The following is a 23,330-nucleotide window of genomic DNA, read 5'->3' on the forward strand; positions in this document are numbered from 1 at the left end:
CTCAGATTGCCTCAGCCATACACGCAGCGCTGCGCTTCATCGACAAAGGCGTGCAACAGGGCCGGATCGGCATCGAAGAAATGGTCGGAAGGCGAAAGAATGTAGCCACCGCCCACACCCGCCGCCTCAAAGCAACGTCGAACCTCGGCCCGTGTCTCCTCCGGTGTACAGCCGATAAAGAAATGGAACTGGTCAAAGCCGCCGATCATGCACACGCGGTCGCCGATGCGCCGCTTGGCCTCAGCCAGGTCAACATCGGCGCCCATGCTGGGCGGAGTGAAGGTCTCCATGGCGTCGGGGTTCATCGCTGCGATCTGTTCCAGGATGGGCATCATCCCACCACAGGTATGGTAGACGATGCGCTGGCCGACCCGGTGCGCTTCCTCGATCAGCGGCGCGTCATAGGGCGCGACAAACTCATCGAACATACGCGGGGAAATCACCGTCGTGGAGGCCGCGCCGCCGCCCAGTTCCAGCAGGTCATAGCGCGCCCCGGCCAGCGAGCGGATGAAGATCCGCTTGCGCTCCTGCAGCACCTTGAGCACGGTATGGACCCAGGCCGGATCGTCATAGGCGTACAGAATGGCCTCCTGCGTCCCGACCATGCAGGTGAAATCCTGCCAGCAGCCGGGCTGGCCGTACACGTCAAAACAGGGGATGTGAGCGCGCACCAGCCCGCGCTCGCCGAATTCGTCGGCGACGCGGTTGACCTCGTCCACATCACAGAGCGGCGCGGGTGCGTATTCGGCGATCAGGTCGATGTCGGACTTCTGCTTGATAACGTACTCGGTCAGCCAGGAAGTCTGCTCGTTGCTCTGCAGGGTGCAGGTCAGCTTACCTTTGGGTGTCGTGATCGTATAGCGCTTGGTCGGGTACTGCTGGCCAGGGATTTCCTCCTCCGAGATGCGCCAGCGGTCAGACTGGACGGAGGCATCCTCCCAGGTCTCACCGTCGCGCCGGACCAGGTAATCGCCCTTGCCGGTATCCGCCTTGAAGGGCAGCACCCAGGTGATGGCATCGAAGCCGAAATAGTCAAAGAACGCCTGCGTGGAGATGCCGCCCATGTACTTCTTGAGGAAGTACTCCATCACGTGGTGGGTGGTCACCGGCAGACGATCCGGCACGCCCCTCTGCAGGGCGGTCAGCATCCGTTGTTTGGGGGTCATAGTGCTCATGCGGGAGTCTCCTTCTCCAGTCTGACGACAGTGCCACTGCGGGCAGGTAGATGCACGAACAGCGTTTCCGGGCTTTGGGGGTCAACCAGGAGCGCCTCACCGCCGAGTAGATCATGGGCGCACCAGGCACCACCGGCGAATGGCGCGGGGTGTAGCCACACCGCCGCATCTCGATCTTCATCACTGAGGTTGAGGGCAATCACCACCCGCGTCTCGCCCGCCTGGAACAGGGCGGTGACGACGCCCGGCGTGCGCGCCCGGCTATACAGGGGCACGTCCAGCCAGCGGTGCAGAGCCACCAGTAATTCCGGCCCCGGCGCCAGACCCAGGCAGATGATGCTGCCCGCCCCGCGCCGCTGGCGGTAACCGACAATGTAGGAGGTCCCCACCAGCAGGTTGATATGCAGGGCCAGTTCATCCCCGGCAGGCGGGGCATCCGGGATGCGCTCGGCAACGATCGGCTCGCCGGGCACATCCCCGTAGGCGAAGAAAGCCGGGCTGCTGAGCGTCACCGGCTCGCCATCCCCCAGGTGAACGGCCAGTCGCTGCGGGTATCCGGCCCCCAGAATGCGCTCCGGCAGGCGCAGGCCCAGCCGGTTCAATGGGGAAAGCGTCTCATCCCGTACAGGCAAATCCTGGAAGAACACCAGCGTCCCGCCGCCCTCAACATAGGCCAGCAGGCGCTCCTGCGCGGCGGCGCTCAGCCAGTCGCCCCCGGCGTAAAGCAGCAGCGAGCGGGTGACCTGGCCGGTCTCCACGTCGCAGCAGTCATAGTCGATGTCGGCGGCCAGCAGCGCGTCCAGCAGGCGATCGCTTCCATCGATCAGGCGGCCATCCCCGGCCTGACGGCGGGCGGTCTGATGCAGCGGGTCGACGGTGACCGCCGTGGCGCACAGCTTCTCCAGCGCAGGCGGGTCGATGGCCCGGAAAAGGGCGACAATGCGCTGGAAGACCTCAAAGAGTTCCGGTCGTGGGCGGCCCAACTCGTTGATCGGGCTGAGCAGCCAGTTATCCCGGTTGGCCAGCATGTACCAGTTCCAGCCAGCCGCCCCGCCCAGCAATGCGGCGCAGGCCGCCAGCAGGTAATGACCGGGTGTGATCGACCCGGTATAGTCCAGGCCGCCGTGCCAGATGCCAGCCTCGAATTCCGGGATGTATGGCAGCGCCGAGTAGCTCCGCGTATAACGCAGAACATGCAGGAACTGGCGCAATTCCTCCGGACGCAGGCGGAAGCCATCCGCCGGGTAGAGGTCCGGCCCGGCAATGTCGGCCAGCTCTTCCAGCTCCCGCCAGTTCTGGATGCCAAAATTGGTGTAGGTATTGACCAGGATCGGCACGTCAACACCCAGGGTGCGGTAGCCCTCAACGGTCCAACGGACGGCCTCAGCGGTGCACCACATGCGGAAACGGCAGAAGTCCAGGTAGCGGTTGAGGTAGCCCCGCCCGGGGATGACCGGCTGCAGAACAGCCCGCGCCTGCTCAAAACGCTGCAGATCGGCCTCCCAGGCGGTGTTGAGCGCCGCCAGATCGCCGCCATAACGCTCCCGCAGATAGTCCTGGAACAGGCCCGGCGTCTGCCCCAGCCCAAGCTGGCCCTCGTAGATGTGCGGCCAGGGGTCCGGCTCGTTTTCCGCCTGGAACAGGATGACCGGCCCGCCGCGCGTCGCCAGATAGGGCAGGATGGCTTCCGTCGCCGCCGCCATGTAATCGCTGGCCGCCGCCCGGTATTCCGGGTGCAACCGGTGGTAGCGGGCGGCGCGGTCGGGCAGGCCGCCGTTGCGCCATTCGCTGTAGATGTAGGGGCCGGGGCGTAGCAACAACCACAGCCCCTCCGCCGCGACCATCTCCAGGAAGCCGGTCAGGTCGCGTTCTGGCGCCGTTTCCCCGCGGAAGTCAAAGCGCCCCGGCGCGATCTCGTGATGCTCCCAGCAGACATAGGAGGCCACACCCTCCAGGCCCATCTCCCGCACACGGCGCAGGACTTCCGGCCAAAGGCGCGGGTTCATCCGCCAGTAATGCACCTCACCGCTGAGCAGGGCATGGGGTTGCTCGCCCACCCATACACGCTTTGCGTTGATGTGTACCTGTGGCATTGCTCCCCCGATCAGGCGTCGCTGTGTGCCAGGTGCTTTAGCAGAGCGAGCAGCAGCCAGCGCCCGGCCAGATGTGCCCGCAGGCCGACTGGCTGGTCGCCCAGCCCGCCCTGAAAGCGCAGGGTGGTCGCCGCCAGCCGTCCTGCGCCCAGCCGCATCTCCAGCAGGTAATCCGTCACATCAAACTGGCGGGCGTCCAGGCGGCGCAGCGGCGTGCGGACTTCTGCCGCGTCGGGCAGGACTTCGGCCAGGCGCGCTGTATCCAGCACCCAATCGGTCGCCAGACCGTAGAATTGCAGATCCAGCACGCCGTCGTGGGGCATAGCCGCCAGCGCCGGATGATCCCCGATCAGCGCGATCCCCTCGCGCCAGAAGGGGACGGCCCGCGCTGGCAGGGGACGGTCGCCCTGCTGGATCAGCAGGACGCGCCCACCACCCCGCGCAAAGCTCAGGACGTCGTCCGTCAGGACATCAGTGATCAGCACGCGCAGACCGGCGTCCGGCGTCTCTACACGCCGGGCAACCTCCAGCAGATCGTCCAGCCCGCCCAGAGCGCCATTCGGATCGAGCACGCCCAGTCCCGCCGGCCACGCGCTGACAACCGGGAAGATCCACAGTGGCCAGCTATTGCGTATCGCTGGCCGGCCTTCCGGCGTGAATGACGCCTGCAGGCGCAGCGTCGCAGCGCGCTCGGACGGCGGCGCGGCAAAAACCGCTCGCCCGATGCTACGGGGACGCCCGCCGGTCAGCGGGCCACTCACCGCCGCCTCCCCGCCACTGATATGCCTCCCTGCCGCGTCGACAACCTCCCAGACCAGCCGGCCGCCCGGCAACGGCGGCCCGGCATGGGCGAGGATGATCTCCAGTCCGGCGGACTGCCCGGCAGGGAAGCTGTACGGCTCGAAAGGCGCAGGGCGGTCGCCGCCATGCGTCCAGCGCCGCGCCCGTCCCCGCCCCAGCAGCAAAACGCTATCCGCATTGAACTGGCGGAAGGCTTCCGGGTCATACTTGCTGCGGCCCAGATCATCGAACATCGAGGAGGAGGCCAACGGCGTGTCACGGATGCTGGTGACCACGTAGCCGCCCATGCCCGCTCGCGCCCGCACCTTCTCCAGGATCGTCTTGCGCACGACAAACGACTGCCGCCGCGACAGGCGCATCAGCGCCGCGTCGTCCAGCTCCAGATCAAGTCGTTTCATGCGTTCTTGCTGGGCCGGGTAGCCAACAAATGTCTTGGGATGTAGGGGATTCCATTCGGTGAACCACCAGGGCAATTCCCCGCCGAACGCCTGCGCGATCTCGCCCAGGTCGCGGTAGTCGTCGGCGTCGCAGAATTCGCCAAAGATCCAGGGGCGCGGGGGCCGCCAATCCCGGCTGAAGTGATCAACCAGCGGCTCAAAGTAGTGCAGGTCGCAGTAGAAGTGATAGTCGTTGAAATCGGCAAAGTCAAAGGCCAGCCCACCGTAAGCCTCGCCGGAGCCGCTGTTGTCGCAGACGAGCACGCCCCCGGTGGCACCGCGCACAATCCCATCCAGCCGCCCCAGCAGTTCGGCGTCAACGCTATGCCCCAGTTCGCAACCCAGGCTGTACAGGATCACCGATGGATGGTGGTGCACTGCGTCGAGAATCTCAGCGTATTCGCGGGGGGCCTGCTCCCGTAGGCGGGGCGTCACTTCCGGCAGCCACATCGGCAGTTCCAGCCACAGGAACATGCCCAGTTCGTCCGCCAGGTCAAAATACAGGCGCGATGGGACGAACAGGCATAGCTTGATCAGGTTGTAGCCCAGGGCGCGGACGCGGGCGAACTCAGCGCGGATGGCCGCCTCTTCCGGAGCGGGGCACAGCACTTCCGGGTACCAGCCCCAGTTGAGCACCCCGCGCAGGCAGATCGGCTGCCCGTTGAAGAGCAGCTGCTCGCCCTGTCGTGTCAAGGCCCGGAAGCCAACGCGCCGTTCGGCAGCAGCGAGAGTCATCCCCTGCCCATCCTCCAGCCGGAGGGCCACCGTGTAGCGCGCCGGATTTGCCGGTTCCCAGCGCACCGGATCCGGCACAACCACGCTGGCGCTCAGCCGCCCTTCCACCGGCGAACCAGACCACACCGCGACTACCCGCCCGTCAGGATGGGTGACCTGGACGCTGGCCCGCAGACCGGCCTCTATGTCCGCGCCTGTGACGGCGCCTGTGACCCGGATGCGCCCGCTCTCCACCTCGGCCAGCACCCGCAGGTCGCTCAGCGCCGGGCCGGGGAAAGCCACCAGCCGCGCCGATCCCCACACCCCACCGAACATCATGACGACATCCGGCAGGAAGCCGGCCAGCGATTCCCGCAGTGGAAAGCGCTCACCCTGCTTGTAGACGATCAGCCGGATCGTGTTGGCCGCGCCGAAGCGCAGCGCAGCGGTCACGTCAAGGGCAAACGGCGCCCACGAGCCGCTATGCCTCCCGACCGGGGTGCCGTTGATCGTCACCTCGATATCGTAACTGACCGCCTCAAACTGAAGCTGCACCTGCCGCCCGGCCCACGCTGCTGGAACGACGATCTCCCGCTCGTAAATTGCCGGGCCATCAACCCGCCGGGGGTAGCCCTGCGCCTCCCAGCAGCCGGGTACCCGGATCGTGCCCTGTTGCCCGGCCAGGCTAAAGTGCCACTCGCCATCCAGCGGCAAGGTCTCGGCCAGCGTATTATGCCACACGCTCATCGCGCCACATCTCCCTCATGCAGTCTCCGGCGTACTCGGGGCGCCGGGCTAGCTTCCCGCCGCGGCCTGGGCGATCACCGCTTCGATTTCCGGCTGCGCCGCTTCCAGCGTGCCGTCGACAAACGTCAGCGTCGGGATGTACGTCTCCGTCTGCGGCAGGCGGACGTACGGGCTGCAACCGGCTTCATGCACGCCGGTGCTGTTACGCGACGGATCGCCGTCGCAGATGTGGCCGATCAGCCGGGCGTAGCGCCCGACCCACTCCGGCACCTGCCGCCAGGTAGCCGTCTGCTGGAACACCGGCAGGATGGCCAGCAGACCGTCATACCAGTCTTCCCCGGCCACCAGCAGTTCCGGATGCCCGGCCCGCAGCCGGGCGATGAGCTGGCGCAGTCCCTCGCGCATATTAAAGTCCGGGTCGTTGACCCAGACCTCAGTGCAATCCAGAAAGACACCGTCAAAGCCAAAACGCTCAACCAGCGTCCGTATCTGGCGCGTCAATTCGGTCTGCCAGGCGGGCGCGCCAGGATGCAGCCAGGCCTGCCAGCCGGTGTCGTGTGTGCGTTTGAGGTCCCAGTCCGGCTGGTTGCCCCAGAAGGTGTTACGGGTGGCCGACTTCATGTAGGAAGATGGGCCGAAGGTATGGAAGTTCGGCGCCCAGGCATTGGCGCAGTTGACGCCGAACATGGGCATGACATGCACGCCCAGCGCCCGCGCCCCTTCACACAGCCGGGCAAAACCATCCCCACCGCCCAGCAGCGGCTCCGGGCGGTAATCGCCATACTGCCAGTAGTAGCGGCCCTCCCAGCCCGGCAGGTAAGCCAGCACATGGCGGCCATCGATCCGTTCGGCCACAAAGCGGATGATGTTCAGGGCCTGGGCGTAGGTGTTGAAGATGTAGCCTGACCAGTGCATCTGGTGAATCGTCAGGCACAGGCGGATGTCCCGCGCCCAGCGGGGAACATCCCCGCGCTTTTCCCAGGGTGCCAGCCCCAGTTCGGCTTCGTCAAAGGCCAGCTGCTCCTGCCGGAAGGCGGACACATCGACGTCCCGATCCAGCACCCACAGCGGCACATCGATCTGGGTGTCGAACCAGCGGGCATCTTCTTCATGCAGGCATTCGACGGTGTACGTGCCCGCCAGTGGCCCAAAGGTTTCGCGGCATACAGCGAACCGCTTGGCGCGGGCATGGGGATCTTCGTTGCGCGCGCCGATGATCGTCCCATCCGGCAGCAGGCCGAAGAACAGGGGCAGCCGCAACGGGTTGGGATAGGCGTCGATCAGCCCACCCTCAGGCAGATCGCGGGGGTGATCCAGCATATCCAGCGGGCGCAGAACAGGCAGGTTGCGGATCAGCACTTTGACCGCCCGGATCTTGTGCAGGGCGGTAGCCCGGATATTCAGCAAAAGCCGATCACCCTCCCCTCGCCTGGCGACCAGTTCCAGCGACCCCGGCGCGTGCTGCTGCTGCCCGGCCCAGCTCAGCCGGGAGCAAACCAGCCGCCAGCCGTCGTCGGTCGCCTCAAGGGTGGTGTGGGCCGGGTCCAGACCGTAGAGGTTTTCCAGGGTGATCACCTGAAAGGAAAGCTGCCAGCCTCCCAGTTCAAAAACTGGATCGCGAAGGTCAAAACTGTAGAGATGCATGGTTTACGCGCCTTTAGGGGGCCGACCTGGCCAGCCCGGTCGGCAGGGCCGGGTAGCGCCTGGTGGTCAACCCGGCATGAATAGACAAACCCGGACAATTTGTCCAGCCTCCTGGCCAATCCACTATAACGCGAAGCAAGCGCCGGTCAAGACAGCGCTCCCCTTGATTACTGCCTGCAACGGATGGACAATCAGGCCGATCCAGACAACTTAGACTGCCCGGTATCCATTTTAGCCGCGGTAATACTTCTCGTAGTCGTTGACCAGCAGGTACAGCGGTGGCTCGTCTTCTTCAATCGCCGGGAAGCGACCGATCGGCTCGTAGAAGCGATTGTCAGTGGCGTCATCGTTGACGGAAGACACCTCGCCCACCAGCACGCGGTTACCTTCCGCCCAGAACTGGTGGTAGCAATACGGCTCCAGCGTGATACTCTCGCCCGGCTCAAGGGCCACCGTGCCGCCCGCTTTGACGGTGCGCGGTACAGCGTCGATCATCACTGTCACATCGTCGTCTCTCAGCGCCCCCTCAGGCGTGCTGTTATAGAGCTGGATCAGCAGTCTGCCGCCGCCGCGGTTGATGATGTCCTCCGTCTTGAGCCAGTGGAAGTGCAGCGGCGTGATTTGCTGCTCGCCGACAATCAGCAACTTCTCCGCATACACCTTGCCCTTACCAGTCTTGAGATTCTCCGGGGAGCCGTTGCGGATAGTGAACAGGAACAACCCCTTGTGGGTGTAGTCGCCCAATCCAAAGTCAGTGATGTCCCAGCCCAACCGCCGGGCCACAATCTCGCGGGCTTCAGGCCCTTTGCGCCGCCAGTCATCTGGCGACCAGTAGGCGAACGGCGGTAGATAAAAGCCATGCGCCTTGATGAAGGCGTCGGCTTCACGTATGATGGTGTTGATTTCAGACCGCTTCATGCGTGCTTCTCCTCCTGTTGAGCGCGGGTACCGCCCGCTGCACCGATGATTGGAAAGCCTGATGGCAGACAGCACAAACACTTTCTGGAAAGCGGACTGGGACCGCATCCGCGAGCATTATATGGCCTGGTGGCGGCGCGAGGGCCTGGTGCTGCATGTTCTGGCCCCCCGCGATTCCAGCCCGGAGCGCGATACGCGCAATCCCCAGGCCCCATTTTACTACCTGATGGGCGGCCTGGACCCCACCGCCATCTACCCTGATGATGCCGCCCTGCGCGACGCCTGGCTCAACGCCGAACGCCGGGCGCGCCTGGCCGAGCGTTACCTGCGTGGCATCTACTTCGGCGGGGATGCCTTCCCCTTCTTCGATACCAACATCGGCCCGGGCAACCTGGCAACCTTCCTCGGCGCGGAGCCATCCTTCGCCCCGGACACCGTCTGGTACGCGCCGTGCATCACCGATCCTGACCGCCATCCCCCCCTGCGCTTCGACCCGCAGAACCCCTGGTTCCTGCGCCAGAAAGCTGTAGCGGAGGCCGGGGTCGCTATCAGCGCCGGGCGATTTCTGGTCAGCATGCCCGACCTGATCGAGAATCTGGACACCCTGGCCTCCCTGCGGGAGACGCAGCGCCTGATGCTGGATCTGGTCGAGCGCCCGGCGTTTGTCAAAGAGCGGCTGGCGGAGATCAACCAGGCCTACTTCCAGGCGTTCCAGGCGCTGTATGAGATCGTCCAGACGCCCTGGGGCGGCAACGTGTTCTCCGCCTTCAGCATCTGGGGGCCAGGACGCACGGCCAAAGTGCAATGTGACGCCTGTGTCATGATCTCCCCGGAGATGTTCGCCGAGTTCGTCGTCCCCTACCTGGTCGAGCAATGCGCCTGGCTGGACTACAGCATGTACCATCTGGACGGCACGCAGGCTTTCCGCCACCTGGATGCGCTGCTGAGCATCGAGGCGCTGGACGCCATCGAATGGACGCCCCAGGTCAGCGCGCCGCAGGGCGGCTCCCCGGAATGGTACGGCCTGTACCGGCGCATCCTGGACGCCGGCAAGAGCATCCAGGCGATCAACGTCCAGCCGGATGAAGTCCTGCCCCTGCTGGACGCCATTGGCACGCGCGGCGTCTTTCTGATGGTCAACGCCGCCAGCGAGGCCGAGGCCCGCGCCCTGGTTGAAGCGGTGGAGGCCCGCCGATCCTGACGGAACCGGCGGGCAATCACGATCTAATACTCGCCCGTGGCCATTCGCTTCTGCATCTTGACCGGCGTGTTCTCTAGCAACCATGCTTCAGTGCGCGCTTTGATCGCCTCCGGCGTCTCGTTGTAGCCATAAGTTTGCAGCAGGACGGGCGTCCACTTTTGCCCCCAGCGGATGTGGAAATTCTCATCGCTCCAGTCGTAGCTGACGGCAGCGGCGGAGACTTCGTCGGCGATCTTCTCCCAGTGTTCGCGGTTGGCCACCTTCTCCGGCATGCCATTCGGCTCGATCACAGTGGTCAGCAGCGCATACTGGTCGACCGCCGGCAGGGTCATCATGACGTTGTAAATCTGGACAACCTGCGGCACCTCCGAAACCTGCAGGCCAAGCTGCTGAACACGTAGCTGACCGAGCTGGCTGTGGCGCACCTCATCCCACTGGTGACGGGCCACGTTGTAGTGGAATTCCCAGGGCATTTCCGGCGTCATCCACAGCACGGAAGCCAGTGTCTCGGCGGCAGTCATCTCATTAAGGTAGTGCTTGAAGCGCCACAGGCGGTGCGCTTCCGGCTCGGCCTGGCGGTCCGGCTCGATATCCGTATCGGGGTCGAAGATCGGCCAGCCGGGCATGCGCTGACATTCCTTCCAGGGCAGCAGCAGGGCATGCCCTGCCGGGCGAGCAGGCGGCTGCTGGCGCGGTTCCGCGCCGGTCACGCCGCCGTCAGCGGCCAGCAAACCGGCGATATACGCCTGCCACGCTTCCCAGCCGGGGTAACGCGCCGCGACTTCCGGGAAGAATGCCTCCGCCCAGGCGACCTGCTTCTCCGTCGTCTCGATCAACTTCTCGCGGATAATCTTGACCGTCGGATTGTCGAACGCTTCCCAGGTCAGGCCGGTATGGGCGCGGTAGGCGGCCAGCAATGCCTTCTTGATCACCAGGTAGGCGGTGGCGATCAGGTCGGCGGTATGCGCGGCGCAGTCCAGTTCGCGGGCCAGGGTATGCAACCCATCGCTGATGCCGCGCTCGAAGTTGTGGGCGCGTAACTCGCGCAGGCGAGCGTGCAATGCTTCGGCAGCGTCGGCGCTCTCCCAGATGTGCAGGCCGATCTGGTTCTTGGCTTCCCATTCCGGCACGCCGGCCAGCCAGCCGGCCAGTGTCCGCGTCAGGCTGCGTTCCAGAAAGGCATAACGCTTCAACACCAGGACATTCTGCTCAATGGTCAGGCGGGATTGGGTCTCCATGAACAATTTCCTCCAATAACCTTCAATCTTCACCATGTGTATAGACAAACTAGCGGGATGTGATTATACTGATTGTAGCTTATGCGGCTTGCCGGATCAATCACGCCTTTCACCCGCTCTTCCGGCCTCCATAACGGCCTGGGAATCCGCGTTAACGCGCCAGGCGCGCCGCCCCCCATCGCCGCCATGTCTAGACAATCCGGCAGCCGCCTGTTGACCGCACCACCCTGGAGTGACTGATGGCCGAAGTGATTGAGATTGGCGTGTCGGTGGAAGAGCTGGCTGCCCGCAAAGAGCGGGTCACCAAAACCAAGCGTTTTGAGGAGCCGGATCGTGTGCCGGTCATCCCAGCCATCGCCCACCGCTTCATGATTCCCAAAGTGGGCGTCCGCTTCCGTGACTATTACCGCGACCCCGAAACCATGCTGCGCACCCAGATTCTGGGCCAGAAGTGGTTGATGGAAAATGTGCGCACCGACGCCTACAGCATCACCGGGGCGTGGGTCGGTGCCTGGACGGATTTCCAGAACACCTTCGAGGCCGGTAGCCTGGGCTGCGAGATCATCTTCCCCGACGACGACATCCCCTGGGTCGGGCCGGGCTGGGTCAAGACGGAAGAAGACCTGGCCCGCCTGGAAGCGATGGACTTCATTCACAGCGGCATCAACGCCCGCCAGATCGCCTACCGCCGGGCGATGATGGCCGTCGCCGAGCGTTACCCCGTCCGCTTCCTCGGCGGGGAGGTGTTCTACCCCGGCGCCAACCCTGCCCTGACCCACACATCTGATGGGCCGTTTGGCATAGCCGGCGATCTGATGGGCCAGACCGAGTTGTTCACCGCCTGTTATGAGCGCCCTGATTTTGTACGCGAACTGCTGCGCATCATCACCGACAAATTGATCGAATACCTGGACTTCTGCTGGGAAGAAGAACAGCTCCCGACCCGCGACTTTGCCTGGACGGATGACCTGGCGGTTAACCTCTCCGCGGAGATGTACCGCGACCTGGTCCTGCCGGAGGAAAAGCGGCTGCGCTTCCACTTTGACGGCTGGCTTTCCCTGCACATGTGTGGCAAGACCGACCACCTGCTGGAGATCTTCCGCGACGATCTGGCGATCCATGAGTTGCAGGGCTTCGGCTACCAGGTCAACCTGGATCGCATTGCCGAAGTGATGGGCGGGCGTGTCGTCCTGATCGGCAACATCGACCCGATGCTGATCCACAGCGGCACGCCGGAACAGGTTCGGAAAGCAACCCGTATCGCCATTGAGAAGCTGGCCCCCTACCGGGGCTATATCGTCCAGGATGGCAACAACATCCCGCCCGGTTCGCCGCTGGAAAACATCAACGCCATGACCGAAGCCGCCGAACTTTACGGGCGCTATCACGATTAAGGCTTATTGCGCGTTTACCGGCCGGAGAGCCGCCGCCCCCAGGAGCAAGCATGCCCATGAGCAGCACGCGTCGCACGGCAACCATTGTGCCTCACACGCACTGGGATCGCGCCTGGTACGTCACCTTCCAGGAATTCCGCGCCCGCCTTGTCCGCCTGATCGACCGGCTGATTGACCTGCTGGAGCAGAACCCGGACTACCGCTTCTTTATGCTGGATGGCCAGACTTCCATCCTGGAAGACTACCTGGAAGTGCGCCCGCAGCGCGCCGATATCCTGCAGCGCCTGGCGCGGGAGGGACGGATCAGTGTGGGGCCGTGGTACGTGCTCCCGGACGAATACCTGGTCAGTCCGGAGGCACTCATCCGCAACCTGATGATCGGTCACCGTATGGGCGCGACTTATGGCGGGGTGATGAAGGTCGGTTATGTCCCGGATGGTTTCGGGCACATCGCCCAGCTGCCCCAGGTCTTCCGCGGCTTTGGCATCGATTCGGCGATCTTCTGGCGTGGCGTCGGCGCGGAAGCCGACCACATCGGCGCCGAATTTGAGTGGGTTGCCCGGGATGGCTCCCGTGTGCTGGGCATCTGGATGCCCTGGGGCTACCACAACCTGTCCAATGTCGGTTATCCCATCCGCTGGGGCGATACCTCGCAGATGGCCTTCGACTGGGAGATGGCTCTCCAGCAGGTCGGGCAGGCGCTGGAGAAGCTGGAAGGGCTGTGCCACACCCCCGCCCGCCTGCTGATGAACGGCATCGATCACGCCGAAGCCGAGCCGCGCATCCCGGAACTGGTCGCCCGCGCCCGCGCCGCCTTCCCAGATGTTGACTTCCGCATGGGCACGCTGAGCGACTATCTGCGCGATGTTCGCGATTCCGGCGTCCCGCTGCCCGAATTCAGCGGCGAATTCCGCTGGGGGCGCTACGCCGAAATCCTGCAGGGCGTCTATTCCACCCGCATCACCCTCAAGCAACGCAACCACCGCGTGGAAACGCTGCTGGAGCGTTACGCCGAGCCGCTCACCGCCTTCGCCCGCCTGGCTGGGGCCAACCCACCCGCTGGCACTCAGGATCTACTGTGGACGGCCTGGCGCTGGCTGCTCAAGAATCACCCCCACGATGACATCTACGGCAGCGGGATCGACCAGGTACACGACGAAATGCTCTACCGCTTTGACCAGGCCGAGCAGATCGGGAATATCCTGGTGCGGGACAGTCTGCGCCTGCTGGCCCGCCACGCCGATTTCTCTGCCCAGACGGGCACGCCGGTGCTGGTCTACAATCCGCTCAACTGGACACGGACGGAAGTCGCCGAGGGAACGATCGACTTCGACTTTGACGACCCGACAGCGGAGCGCTTCACCCTGTACGATGCTCAGGGCCAGCCGATCCCCTGCCAGGTCCTCAGCCGCGAGGATGCCGTCTGGCTGGAAACGCTCAAGCCCAACCGCAAGCGGCGGGTGCATGTCGCCTTCCGGGTGGAAGCGCCGCCCTGCGGCTATACCACCGTCTACGCCCGTCCCGGCGGCCAGACGACTCCCCTGCCCGGCACCCTCTGGCGCGTCGATCCTGATGGCGCGGAGAATGCTTACCTGGCTTTCCGCATCGCTGCCGATGGCAGCCTGACCATCCGCGACCGGGCTACCGGGATGGTTTACGCCGGTCTGCACCGCTTCTATGATGTGGACGATGCCGGGGATGAGTACAGCTATTGCCCGTGCCCCAACAGCGAGGTCTACAGCTCCGCCGGGCAACCCGCCCGGATCGAGCTGGTGCTGGACAGCCCTCTGCTGGCCCGCTTCCGCGTCACCCAGACGCTGCGCCTCCCCGCCGCGCTGAGCGCCGATCGGCAACGCCGCTCGGAGACGCTGGTTGACCTGCCGATTGTCTCCCTGTTGACCTTCTACCGCGACCAGCCAGGCCTGTACATTGAGACGCGCGTCACCAACACCGCCCGCGACCACAAACTGACGGTCACCTTCCCCACACCGCTGCGCCCAGAACACGCTTATGTCGATGCCGCCTTCCAGGTCAGCGCCCGCGAGATCGCCCTACCGCCTTCCGAAGGCTGGCTGGAAGACCCCACCCCGCTTATGCATCAGCGGGCTTTCACCGACCTGAGCGACAGCGGGCGCGGGCTGGCTGTGCTCAACCGCGGCTTGCCTTCGGTGGAAGTCGAGCGTACCGCCGAAGGGACGCAGATCGCGCTGACCCTGCTGCGGGCTGTTGGCTGGCTTTCCCGCGACGATCTCAGCACCCGGCGCGTCGCTGCCGGGCCGCTACTGCCAACGCCCGGCGCACAGTGCCCCGGCAACCATATCTTTGAGTACGCCATCCTACCCCACAGCGGCGACTGGACGGCTGTAGCCCGTCTTGCCGCCGCTTACACAGCTCCCCTGCACATCGCCCGCGCCGACACGCATGAGGGCATGGAACTCAAGGAGATGCCCTTCATTGGCGTGGACCTGGACTGGTATAACCAGGTGGTCAAGCCGATCCCCTGGCCGCGCGACGGCCAGAACCCGGATACGCTCAGTTTCCTGGCCCTGGAACCCGCGCCGCTGATTGTGAGCGCGATCCGGGCCAGCGCCGACGGCGAGGGGCTGGTCGTGCGCTTCTACCACCCCGGCGACTCCCCGCTAACCGCCCGGCTGATCAGCCAGCGCCCGCTGGCAACCGTTTACCGCCTGAACCTCAACGAGGAGCGCCAGGCCAAAGTCATTCCGGCGGAGGGGCCGGATGCCTGGCAGCTAACCGATAACAGCCATACTGTGCTGATCCCGGTGGTGGGCGGCCAGATCGTCACGTGCGAACTGCGCCCTGCCCGGGGTTAGCCTGTGAGTAAGGAGGTGCACGCCTGTCAATTGACCTGAGCTTCGCCCGGAATGAACGCTTTTTGCCCGTATAAAAGGAGGAGCTTCAAGATGTCTGTCAAAGTTTCTCGTCGTGAATTTCTTAAGACCAGCGGTCTGGCCGCTGCCGCCGTCGCCACCTCCAAGTTCCCCATGCCGGGGATCATCCATCGTCGCCAGATGAACACCGTCGTGCTGAAGATTCAGTCCTTTGCCCATGACGCGATCAAGGCCGTGCTGCCCGACTTTGAGGCGGCCACCGGCCTGACCGTGCAGCTGGAGCCAGGGCTTTCCTCCGGCCCGGAGCACATGCAGGAAGTCAGCACCGCCTACGCCGCCGGCGATAGCCCCTGGGACGTCGTCAGCGACCCGGATGAGGGCACCGTTGCCTTCGCCCGCGCGGGCTGGTTGATGCCGCTCGATGACATCATCCCGCAGGAAACTCTGGACGACTTCCCCCAGGGCATGCGGGACGCCTTCCCCATCTGGCATGGCTTTGAAGGTGCGCTGTACCGCGTGCCACACGAGTTTGCCGTGGGGTATTTCTTCTATCGCAAGGACCTGCTCGGCGAGCCGCCCAAGACCTGGGAAGAAGTGGCCGAGATCGGTATGCAGGTCACCGATGCCGCCAATGGCGTCTGGGCCACCACCGACGCGATCATCCGCGGCGGCCTGACCTGGGTCTATGTGGCCTACCTGGCCAGCCAGACGGGCGGGAACGTCTTTGAGATGGATGCTGGCACGGCGCACGCGGCGCACTTCCTGTATGACATGCTCAATGTCTACAAGATCATGCCGCCCGACGCGCTCAACATGAACTACGACCAGCAGAACCAGCTCTACATGAGCGACAAGGTCATGTTCATGCGCCAGTGGCCGTTCTTCCAGAGCGTGGCCGAGGGCAACACCGAATGGTTCAGCCCGGACAAGGTCGCCATCGCCCTGCCGCCCGCTGGCCCCGCCGGGACGGGCAGCTGGTGGGGTGGCTGGGGCTTCAGCGTCCCGGCCCTGGCCCCTAACCCCGATGGCGCCAAGGAGCTGATCAAGTACATCACCTCCAATGAGGTCGCCCCCAAGCTGGCCCAGGGCCAGAGCTGGTTCATCATGCCGCGTACTTCCATCCTCAACGCGATGGCCGGCACCGGCAATCCGATCGTGGACGCCATGGGCCTCTACGCCGAGAACAATGTGATCAAGCCACGGCCGTTCCACCCACGCGCTGCTGAGGCGCAGTACGCCGTTGACGACGCGATGCTGCAGTACCTGACCAAGCAGGCCACCCTGCAGGAAGCGCTCGCCTTCGGCAAGCAGCTGCTGGCCGACCTGAGCGCCTAGGGTAGGTTCCATCGTCTGTTGACCGTTCCCCCCTCCCGGTTCAGTCCGCCGGGAGGGGGGAGGCTTGCACTATCTTGTCCAGGCTGGAAGGAGGTTGGCGTGGTCGCCAACGCAGAAAACTCGCGGGCTGTTACGCGCGTCAAGACATCGCGGCTGAGCCTTAACCAGCGGCGCTACGTGGCAGCCGCACTGTTGCTGGCGCCGGTGATCCTCCTGCGCCTGTTTACCACCCTCTACCCGTTCGTCCAGACCATCTTCCTGAGCTTTGAGAAGTACAATCCGGCCTTTCCACCGCGCCAGTATGTCGGACTGGGCAACTTCGAGAAGATCGCTTCGGATATCGTGGTGCGGAGCAGCGTCGAATTCACGCTGATCTTTGTCTTTGGCTCAACCCTGTTCCAGCTGATCTTCGGGATCATGGTTGCCTCGCTGCTCAACAGCCGCTTCCGGCTGCGCAATCTGGCCCGCACGATCAACCTGATCCCCTGGGCCATCCCGATGGTGGTGGCGGCAGTGGGCTGGCGCTGGCTGTTCGACGGCACTTACGGCTGGATCACCGACCTGCTGCACCGGCTGGGAATCGACTACAGCTGGCTGATCGATCCGGTTGGCGCGCGCATCGCCATCCTGATTGTCAGCGTATGGAAGAGCACACCCTTCGTGGCCATCTCCATCCTGGCCGGGCTACAGGGCGTGTCGGAGGAACTCTATGAGGCCGCCCGTGTGGACGGGGCCAACGCCTGGCAATCGTTCTGGAGCATCACTCTGCCCCTGATCATGCCGCTGACGGTCACCATCGGCATGTTCATGCTGGTCTGGCAGCTGGCCGTTTTTGACCTGCCCTACGCCATGACCTCCGGCGGGCCGGGCTTTGCCACCAGCGTGCTGGCCTACCAGATCCAGCAGCAGGTCGCCACACTGAATTACGGCTATGCTTCAGCACTCAGCGTGGTCATGTTCCTCATCGTAGGACTTATCGGCATCATCGGCGTGGTCGCGTTCCGGCGCGTCCAGGTCGCGCTGTAAAGGGGAAATAGCATGGTTGGCCAGTTTTTGCGGCGTCACGGCGGGCGCATTGTCACCTACATCGGCTTCCTGATCTTCGCCTTCATCATGCTGTTCCCGTTCTACTTCATCGTGGTATCGTCCTTCACGCCACGCTACGAGATTTTCCAGACACCGCCGCGCTACTTCCCACAGAACCTGACGCTGGAAAATTACCCGAACATGATCGCGACGATCCCATTCTGGCAGTACTACGCCAACTCCCTGATCTTTGCGATAGGCAGCTCGCTGCTCTCCACGGTGGTCAGCGCGATGGCGGGGTATGGATTGGCCCGGCTAAAGTTCCCCGGCAGTAATCTGGTCTTCCTGGGGCTGGTGCTGTCCATTGCCCTGCCACAGGTCGCCCTGCTGGTACCCATCCGCGAAATGTACAACGTGCTGGGGCTGAACAATACCCATCTGGGGTTGATCATCCTGATGTCCAGCCTGGTCACGCCGTTCACGGTGTGGATCATGGTCTCCTTCGTCAACCAGATTCCGGTCGAGATCGAGGAAGCGGCCCTGATCGACGGGGCAACGCTGTGGCAGACGATCATCCGCATTGTCCTGCCGACCATGCGCCCGGCACTGGCCACGATGCTGATCATCAATTTCATCAATGCCTGGAACGAGCTACTCTACCCGATGATCTTCGCCACGCGCAACGACACCAAGACGCTCAGCGTTGGCCTGATCTCGCTGGGGCGCGAGGCCATCGGCACCTCCCGCCCCTGGGACCGGATGAGCGCGATGAGCGTGTTGATGATCATCCCGGTGGTGATCCTGATCATCTTCGGGCAGCGGGCCATCGTCTCCGGCCTGACGCGCGGCGCAGTCAAATAGCGCCTCTGCCCCCGATCAGCGAGCGACCGGCCATAGATGGGATGTGGCCGGTCGCTGCGTTCTGGCGGGAATCAGGTCAGGGCGCGGAGACCCATCATCACAGGCGGTTCTGCAGCAGGCACAAGGTCACGCCGTCCGCGCCACGCGCCCAGCACGGTGCAGCACCCGGCGCGGCTGCCACACTCTCAGCCCGTGCCAGCGCCTGCCCGTTGACCATTACCGTCTCAACCTGCGGCGCGCCAGCCAGCGGCAGGACGCGCAGCAGGACAGCGGCCTTGGGCGAGTCGAGAGTCACAAGCAGCCTGCTGCCGTCGAAGGTCGCTTCCAGGTGGGTGACCCCGTCCGTATCGCGCAGGTCAAAGGCGGCCGATTCGAACAGGTATGCATCAAAGGTGACCACCGGGAACGGCTCATCACTCAGGGAGAGCGTTGGCTCCACGGTAGGGATCAGGGCGTTAGCCCGCACATACAGCGGCAGGGTTTCCAGCGGGGCTTCCACTGTACGCACCGTTGGCCCGGCAATCACCTCATGCATCCAGAAGTCCACCCAGCGCCCGGCGGGGAAGTACACAGGGCGCCGCCCCTCGCGGTTGTAGATCGGGGCAACCATCAGTTCGGCGCCAAAGCAATACTGCAGGTCAAGCGCATAGGTCAGCGGATCATCCAGGAATTCCAGCACCAGCGGACGCAACAGCGGCAGGCTGGTTTCCGCGGCCAGGGCCGCATAGCTGTAAATATAGGGCAGCAGGCGGTAGCGCAGGGCAACATAGCGGCGGAAGATCGCCTCAACCTGTTCGCCGTAGTCCCAGGGCAGGCGCGTGGTCATCCCGTGAGCGCGGGCCAGCGGGGAGAACAGCCCGAATTGCGCCCAGCGGATATACAGATCGGGCGTCGGCTGCTTGTGAAAGCCGCCGATATCGTGGCTCCAGAAGGCATGCCCGCACAGGCCCAGGCTCAACCCACCACGCAGGGTAGAAGCCAGCGCCGGGTAGGTGCAATCCGGATCGCCACCCCATTGGGCCGCGTGGCGCTGGCCACCGGCATACGTGCTGCGTCCCCAGACCAGCCCGACATGGCCGGTCTCTTCCGCTGTGACTTCAGCCACGGCGTCGTTATAGAGCAGCGGGTAGAGGTTGTGCAGCGTCTCGCCGCTCATGCCATTGTAGGCCACCACATCAGCGGGGACGCCCTCGCCAAAATCGGTCTTGAAGACATCCACACCCATCCGCAGGTGAGGGCGAAGTAGTTCTTTGAACCAGGTCACCGCCTCCGGGTTGGTCATGTCGATGATTCCCACCGGCGGATGACCGCCGCTCCACAGGTCGCCCACCCAGGCGCGGCCATCACGCGTCTTCAGCAGGTAGCCTTTAGCTTCAGCCTCGGCAAAACGCTCACTCTGAATACCTAAATAGGGATTCATCCACAGACAAACCCGATAACCTTCCTGGCGCAACTGACGCAGCAATCCCTCCGGGTCGGGGAACATGGCCGTGTCCCAGACCATATCCGACCAGCAGCCAAAGCGCTGCCAGTAGCAATCCAGGTGCAGCACATCGCAGGGCACTTCCCGCGCCCGCAATTCGCGGGCGCGGCGCAACACGTCATCGGCGCTATCCGCTTTGAAGCCCGACGACATCCACAGGCCAAAGGCCCACTTAGGCGGCAGAATCGGCAGGCTGACCAGCCCGGCGTAACGGGTGATGATCGTCTTGAGGTCGGAACCGGCGATGACGTAGTAATCCAGCGCTGAATCCGGCACGATCACGGAAAACACCGAATGGCTGCTGGCAGCCATGTCAAAGCGAATGGGCGTGACGCTATCGACAAACAGGCCGTAACGCCGGGTGCTGAGGAAGAATGGCACGTTCTTGTAAGCCCGCTCGCTGTGGACACCGAAGGCGTCGTAATTCCACATGGCCAGGCGCTGGCCGCGCTTGTCGAATTCGGTGAACTTCTCCCCAAAACCGTAAAAGTGCTCGTCTGGTTCGGCGGTGAACGTATCATGGAAGGCGACGCGCCGCCCCTCCACCATGCTGAAACCAAAAGGCAGGCCGGTCAGGCGGTCGGTCACATCACGGTCGTTGTATTCCTGGGAAAGCAGCGCCCGGCCATCGGCGTTGTAAAACGCGATGTGGAAGGGATCGAGCGCGATTTCTACGCGCAGATCCTGCCCTGTCAGCGTCACATGGCCGGGCCGCCGGGTTACCGTCACCAGCGGCGGCGGCGTGGCAGGAAGGCGGGCCAGCGTCACCCGCTCCGGCGCGGAATCAGCCCCTTCCAGCAGGACACGGGCCACGCCCGGCGCAACGATAGTCACCGCGATACGGACGGTATCGCCGGTCTGTGCCCGACCGCTCAGAACAACGCCCGCCGCCTCCTCCGCACTGAACGCAGCGCGGACAACATAGGCCGGTTCCTGTGGATCATCCGGGCGGCGGATCGGCAGGGGCGGTAATTCCGCCGGGAATCTGACATACGGTACCAGCGGGTTGTCGAAAACCATCATCCCTCCTCAGCAGAGAACAAACGCCAGTTAGCGGCGAAGATGGACACCACACGAGCGCCGGACGATCAGGCGCGTGGGCAGAATGATCTGCTGCGGCCCGATGGCCTCGCCCTGAATGCGGTTTATCAGAATCTCAACCGCCGTCCGGCCAATATCGATCGCTGGCTGGGCGACCGTGGTCAGGGGCACTTCCAGGTGAGAGGTAAAATCCAGGTTGTCGAAACCGACCACAGCCAGGTCTTCCGGGATGCGCATACCGACACGCCGGGCAGCCTCGTAGACTGCCAGCGCGGTCTGATCGTTAGCGGCCAGCACCGCCGAGATGCGCGGCTCCTGTTCCAGAAAGCGGCATAGCGGCTCGCGATCGATGGCCGGGTAGCTTTCCACTTCCAGCACCAGCGCCGGATCAAGGGGGATGCCCGCCTCGGTCAGCGCCCGCTGATAGCCAGCCAGGCGATGCTCGATGCTGATCGACGGGTCCCGCCAGGCGATGAACCCGATTCGGCGATGGCCAAGATACAACAGATGTTGCGCTGCTCGCAACATCCCACCGAAATGATCAGACATGACATAGTCGGTGACCACCCCGCGCAGGTAACGATCGATCAACACCACGGGGTAGCTGGAACGCACCAGGCTGGCGATCGGCTCCACATGCAGCGAATCTACCGGGTAGATGACCACCCCGGCCAGGTTATGAGCCACCAGGTCGTTCAACACCTGGGCCTGGCGGTCCGGGTCGTTTTCCACATGCTTGAAGGTCACCGATAACCCGCGCCGGGAAGCCGCTTCCTCCACGCCTAGCAAGATCGTCGACACAAACGAATCACGCACATAAGGCACGACAAAACCGATCTGGCGGGTGGAATCGACCTGGGTTCGGGGCTGCTTGCCATCCCAGAGCACAAAGGTACCCCGCCCGCGCTCGCGCCGGATGTATCCGTCCGCTTCCAGATCAGCCAGCGCCTGACGGATGGTTCCCCGCGCAACGCCGAATTCTTTACATAATTCCGGCTCCGGCGGCAGGCTATCCCCCGCCTTCAGCTCGCCACTCAGGATGCGCTGCGTGAGCAGGGCGGCGATCTGCAGGTAGAGCGGCTCGCGTGCGTCACGCTTCAGTTGGGTCATATGCGGCTCGTCCTGTAACCGTCAAAGATGTTCGAGGGCAACCTCGACATGTCTATACAAATTCCATTTTCCGCCGGTTTGCAGCCCCTGTCAAATAGACGTCCGCAGGTCTACACGGTGCCTTCCGGGGTATAATCAACGCTGCGCGTCCCACCAGTGGCGCGCTAGGCGATTATCACTGGTGGAGGGGAGAGAAAATGAAGAAGATCGTTTGTTTTGGGGAGATCATGCTCCGGCTCTCGCCGCCGGGCTTCCAGCGTTTCGTACAGGCTTCCAGCTTTGACGTGACCTTCGGCGGGGGCGAAGCCAACGTCGCCGCCTCGCTCAGTGGCTTTGGCCTGCCCACGGAATTCGTCACCCGCCTGCCCGCCCACGAGATCGGCGACGCCTGCCGGGACTTCCTGCGCCGATACGGCATCGGCACAACCCATATCGTGCGCGGCGGCGACCGGCTGGGCATCTATTTCCTGGAGATGGGCGCTGCGCAGCGTGGCAGCAAGGTCATCTACGACCGCGCCGGATCGTCCTTTGCGACCATCGAGCCGGGCATGATCGATTGGCATGCTGCCTTCGCCGATGCAGACTGGTTCCACTGGACGGGCATCACCCCGGCGGTCTCCCGCGGGGCAGCGGAGGCGCTGAGCGAAGCCATCAGCGCGGCCCGCGCCAGAGGACTCACCATCTCCTGCGACCTCAACTACCGCAAGAAGCTGTGGAAGTGGGGACGAACGGCCAGCGAAGTCATGCCGGAGCTGGTCAGCCAGTGCGACATCGCGATCGGCAACGAAGAAGATGCAGACAAGGTCTTCGGGATCAAAGCGCCCGATGCCGATGTCACGGCGGGCCGGGTAGAAGCGGCCTCTTACGTCAGCGTATGCGAGCAGCTCAAGGCTCGCTTCCCCAACCTGCAGACTATCGCCATCACCCTGCGCGGCTCAATCTCGGCCAGCCATAACCGCTGGAGCGCGCTCCTGTGGCATGACGGTCAGGTTTACACCACGCCCGGCTATGAGATCACCCCGATCGTCGACCGCGTCGGCGGCGGCGATAGTTTCATGGGCGGTCTGATCTACGGCCTCAAGACCTACGAGAGCAAGCAGAAAGCGCTGGACTTCGCCGTGGCCGCTTCCTGCCTCAAGCACACCATCTTCGGCGACTTCAACCTGGTTAGCGTAGCCGAAGTTGAGACGCTGATGAAGGGTGACGCCTCCGGGCGGGTCAGCCGCTGAGGCGGCGCGCCGCCCCAGAACCGAGGAGAAA

The 23,330-nt window shown here is 64.1% G+C and carries 15 protein-coding genes; 7 read left to right on the plus strand and 8 right to left on the minus strand.

Annotated elements, in window-relative coordinates; genetic code table 11:
* Positions 1-11: 11 nt before the first annotated feature.
* The 5 genes from HPY64_02315 to HPY64_02335 form a co-directional block, all read right to left on the minus strand.
* Positions 12-1,175, minus strand: a complete 1,164-nt coding sequence (locus HPY64_02315) for a hypothetical protein (protein NPV65962.1) — start codon at positions 1,173-1,175, stop codon at positions 12-14.
* Entirely contained in the window at positions 1,172-3,268 is a 2,097-nt protein-coding gene (locus HPY64_02320) for a hypothetical protein (GenBank protein ID NPV65963.1), read from the minus strand. Before HPY64_02320 ends, HPY64_02315 begins: the two co-directional genes overlap by 4 nt.
* Before the next feature lie 11 nt (positions 3,269-3,279).
* Positions 3,280-5,967: a hypothetical protein gene (locus tag HPY64_02325; protein ID NPV65964.1), complete on the minus strand. Its 2,688-nt coding sequence runs from the start codon at positions 5,965-5,967 to the stop codon at positions 3,280-3,282.
* 48 nt (positions 5,968-6,015) lie between these two features.
* Positions 6,016-7,611 (minus strand): hypothetical protein, encoded by a 1,596-nt coding sequence (locus HPY64_02330; protein ID NPV65965.1) that lies wholly within the window; start codon positions 7,609-7,611, stop codon positions 6,016-6,018.
* A gap of 231 nt (positions 7,612-7,842) precedes the next feature.
* Positions 7,843-8,529 (minus strand): D-lyxose/D-mannose family sugar isomerase, encoded by a 687-nt coding sequence (locus tag HPY64_02335; protein ID NPV65966.1) that lies wholly within the window; start codon positions 8,527-8,529, stop codon positions 7,843-7,845.
* Positions 8,530-8,590: 61 nt separating this feature from the next.
* Here HPY64_02335 and HPY64_02340 point away from each other — a divergent pair, with 61 nt between their 5' ends.
* Positions 8,591-9,730 (plus strand): hypothetical protein, encoded by a 1,140-nt coding sequence (locus HPY64_02340; protein ID NPV65967.1) that lies wholly within the window; start codon positions 8,591-8,593, stop codon positions 9,728-9,730.
* 23 nt (positions 9,731-9,753) lie between these two features.
* Here the strand turns inward: HPY64_02340 and HPY64_02345 are convergent, their stop codons facing one another.
* Positions 9,754-10,968 carry a DUF455 family protein gene (locus tag HPY64_02345; GenBank protein ID NPV65968.1) on the minus strand — a complete coding sequence of 405 codons (1,215 nt, stop codon included), beginning with the start codon at positions 10,966-10,968 and terminating at the stop codon, positions 9,754-9,756.
* A gap of 239 nt (positions 10,969-11,207) precedes the next feature.
* Between HPY64_02345 and HPY64_02350 the strand changes: the two genes are divergently transcribed.
* The 5 genes from HPY64_02350 (at position 11,208) to HPY64_02370 (ending at position 18,436) form a co-directional block, all read left to right on the plus strand.
* Positions 11,208-12,362: a hypothetical protein gene (locus tag HPY64_02350; protein NPV65969.1), complete on the plus strand. Its 1,155-nt coding sequence runs from the start codon at positions 11,208-11,210 to the stop codon at positions 12,360-12,362.
* Positions 12,363-12,418: 56 nt separating this feature from the next.
* Positions 12,419-15,196, plus strand: a complete 2,778-nt coding sequence (locus tag HPY64_02355; GenBank protein ID NPV65970.1) for a hypothetical protein — start codon at positions 12,419-12,421, stop codon at positions 15,194-15,196.
* 90 nt (positions 15,197-15,286) lie between these two features.
* The gene (locus HPY64_02360; GenBank protein ID NPV65971.1) at positions 15,287-16,549 is read left to right on the plus strand and encodes an extracellular solute-binding protein; all 1,263 of its coding nucleotides are present in this window, start codon (positions 15,287-15,289) and stop codon (positions 16,547-16,549) included.
* 99 nt (positions 16,550-16,648) lie between these two features.
* Positions 16,649-17,575 (plus strand): sugar ABC transporter permease, encoded by a 927-nt coding sequence (locus HPY64_02365; GenBank protein NPV65972.1) that lies wholly within the window; start codon positions 16,649-16,651, stop codon positions 17,573-17,575.
* A 12-nt stretch (positions 17,576-17,587) separates the two neighbouring features.
* Entirely contained in the window at positions 17,588-18,436 is an 849-nt protein-coding gene (locus tag HPY64_02370; GenBank protein NPV65973.1) for a carbohydrate ABC transporter permease, read from the plus strand.
* A 97-nt stretch (positions 18,437-18,533) separates the two neighbouring features.
* Here HPY64_02370 and HPY64_02375 read toward each other — a convergent pair whose 3' ends face one another.
* The gene (locus HPY64_02375; protein NPV65974.1) at positions 18,534-20,939 is read right to left on the minus strand and encodes a DUF4968 domain-containing protein; all 2,406 of its coding nucleotides are present in this window, start codon (positions 20,937-20,939) and stop codon (positions 18,534-18,536) included.
* 30 nt (positions 20,940-20,969) lie between these two features.
* Entirely contained in the window at positions 20,970-22,070 is a 1,101-nt protein-coding gene (locus HPY64_02380; GenBank protein ID NPV65975.1) for a GntR family transcriptional regulator, read from the minus strand.
* Between the two features lie 197 nt (positions 22,071-22,267).
* On the opposite strand from HPY64_02380, the gene HPY64_02385 reads away from it, so the two are divergent.
* The gene (locus tag HPY64_02385) at positions 22,268-23,299 is read left to right on the plus strand and encodes a sugar kinase (GenBank protein ID NPV65976.1); all 1,032 of its coding nucleotides are present in this window, start codon (positions 22,268-22,270) and stop codon (positions 23,297-23,299) included.
* Positions 23,300-23,330 lie beyond the last annotated feature (31 nt).

The organism is Anaerolineae bacterium (genome assembly GCA_013178165.1).
Lineage (GTDB): Bacteria > Chloroflexota > Anaerolineae > Aggregatilineales > Ch27 > Ch27.